Origin of the sequence: Pantoea sp. ME81, assembly GCF_903970985.1 — a bacterium.
GTDB classification, from domain to species: Bacteria; Pseudomonadota; Gammaproteobacteria; order Enterobacterales; family Enterobacteriaceae; genus Pantoea; species Pantoea communis.
In genome coordinates, this window is record NZ_CAJCKS010000313.1 from 1 (window position 1) to 2,467 (window position 2,467).

At 54.6% G+C, this 2,467-nt stretch carries 3 protein-coding genes; all 3 read right to left on the minus strand.

From position 1 onward, the window contains the following. Window positions 1-657, minus strand: a 657-nt coding sequence (locus tag H7A81_RS26790) for a PfkB family carbohydrate kinase (RefSeq protein ID WP_182059287.1), incomplete at its 3' end; no start/stop codon positions are given. Then, window positions 644-1,672 (minus strand): ADP-ribosylglycohydrolase family protein, encoded by a 1,029-nt coding sequence (locus H7A81_RS26795; protein ID WP_166932378.1) that lies wholly within the window; start codon window positions 1,670-1,672, stop codon window positions 644-646. The genes H7A81_RS26795 and H7A81_RS26790, both read right to left, overlap by 14 nt. An 11-nt stretch (window positions 1,673-1,683) precedes the next feature. After that, a partial coding sequence (locus H7A81_RS26800) for an MFS transporter (RefSeq protein ID WP_182059288.1) occupies window positions 1,684-2,467 on the minus strand: 784 nt, incomplete at its 5' end.

Consider the following 2,467-nt stretch of genomic DNA (forward strand, 5'->3'; position numbering starts at 1 on the left):
ATCAAAGGCTTGATGCTGGCTTAAACGCTCCTGCCACAGTAACTCCGCTTCCTGCCTGTTCACTGTAATCAGTGGTTTTAGCGCCATAATACGGGCAAATTGACGCTCACCGATGTCAGCCAAACGCGGACCGAAATCCACCAGCAATTGATAGTTATGCGCCTGCTGTTCAAGCCAGTCGATCAGCACATCGCCGCTTTTGCTGGTCAGTTGATAGCCAGACAAGTAGATCCAACGCTGCGCGGGTTGTGGCAATGTGCCCAGCAGTTCGGCATCCCACAGATTTTCGACACCGCTAACCGACAGAAAAGTGCGCTCACCATCCGGCTCCACCAGTGCCAGACACCAGCCATTGTCTCCTTTGCTGGTTTCCAGCACGCTGTGAATGCCATATTCCATCAGCTTCTGCCGCACAATACTGGCCCAAATGCCGTTACCCAGCGGCAGCGCGTTGATGGATGGAATGCCCAACCGATGCAACGCGATCGCTACATTCAACGCACAACCGCCCACGTTGACGCCCTGCTGGTGGAGTTCAATATCACTTCCCCGATGCGGTAACGAATAGGCATCAGCAATCACGTCCACCACAGCGGCACCAACCACGCACACCGGCAGACGTCCTTCCAGCCGGTTCAGGTCATCAGGCGTCAGCATAAACGGCCTCACGCTGCTGACGGAAACGCATGAATGCGTTGCTATAGCGAGTGAAATCCAGCGCGTTGGCAGCATCCAGTTCGGCTTTTAACTGTGAATCAATCCCATCAATGCCATGCAGCGCTCCGCAAATGGCCACCGCCATCGCGCCGATGGTATCGGTATCGCCACCCAGATTGGCACAAAGAATGGCGCAGCGATTTGGATCGGTGTTGGCCAGCTCAACCATTGAAATTGCAGCTGGAACCGATTCGATGGTGGCCGTCCCGGTGCCTACCAAATCATAAATCTGCTGCATCGTTGACTCCACGCCTCTGCCCTGCGCCACAACGCTCAGCGCCAGCTCAACACGCGCGGCCATGGATGCGCTAAAGGTCGTGACGCGTTTTTCCTGAGCAGCGCGCGCAATCGCAGGCAGCTCATCGCGGATGGATGTCCAGCTTGCGCCGTCAATGGCTCGTGAAACCGCCCAGGCAATCACCACTGCACCCGCGATGGCAATATCAGATTTATGCGTAGGACTGGATGCCAGTGCGACGGCGTCAATAAAGGCGTCCAGATCTTTGGCTGGCAACAGGCAACCTAGTGGCGAAACGCGCATCGCCGCGCCATTGGTCATGCCGTTGTTCTCGAGTTGCGTCACTGGCGTTCCCATTTTCAGTGCATTCAGGGCTATTTTGGATGTGGGTCCCAATACGTTTTTGTTGAAGGCATCAAACTCCTCTGCCCAGCGCAGGATATTGGCACCAATGGTCTCCGCGTTGATATCGCCATCATGCGTGACTATCGCATCTGCCAAAGCCAGCGCCATCGACGTATCGTCAGTAAATGCCGCACGGCCAAAATAACAGGCGGCATTGTTTTCGGCAGGCCCCGGCAGAAAACCATCAATCCAGCCAAAATGCTGCTTAACGCGACTGCGCGGCCACAATTCCGATGGCATGCCCATCGCATCGCCCAGTGCCTGACCATAGAAAGCGCCTAAAATCCGTTTTTCCTGGAGTGTCATTGTCATCATTACATCTCTTATTTATGGCTATCAGCGGTGGCTGATTGCTCGAAAGCGGTTAATTCTTCACTGCGTTTTTTGCCATCGCGGAACAGCACGATGAAGGCGATGGTGATAATGATGATCATCACGCTGCCAAACATCCACATGCCCGCCCAGTTGAACGTTTGGCCATTGCGTGGCTGGTCGTAAGCGAACATCTCCTGCATCAAATATCCGCCGAGACGATAGCCCAGCAAGCTGCCAATCCCCTGGCATGCAAGCGTGATCAGGCCCTGTGCTGCGTTGCGCATCGCGACCGGTGCTTTTTTATCAACGTAGATGTAAGCCGTGATGAAGTAGAAGTCATAACTGACGCCGTGCAGCAGAATGCCCATAAACAACAGGCCAATCGTCAGGGCATTTTGATCGCCGCCGAACACAAAGAATATGTAGCGTAGCGCTGCGGTGGTTAAGCCAAGCAGCAACACTTTGCCGATGCCAAAGCGCTTGATAAAGAATGGCAGTGCCAGCAGGAAGAAGATCTCCGATACCTGACCCAGCGTCATCCAACCGGTGGCGTGTGGCAGGCCCACCTCCGTCAGGTAGCCTTCAGCAAAGATGTAGTAAAACGCCAGCGGCATGCTGAACAGGAATGAGCAGACGAAGAACACCAGGAAACTGCGATCTTTCAGGAGATGCAGCGCATCCAGCCCCAATGCCACACGCAGGCTAAATTTGCCGGTGCTTTTCGGCTCGGTTGCCGGCAGCATCAGCGAAAAGATCCCCAATACCAGTGAACTGGCAGCTGTGATCAGCAGC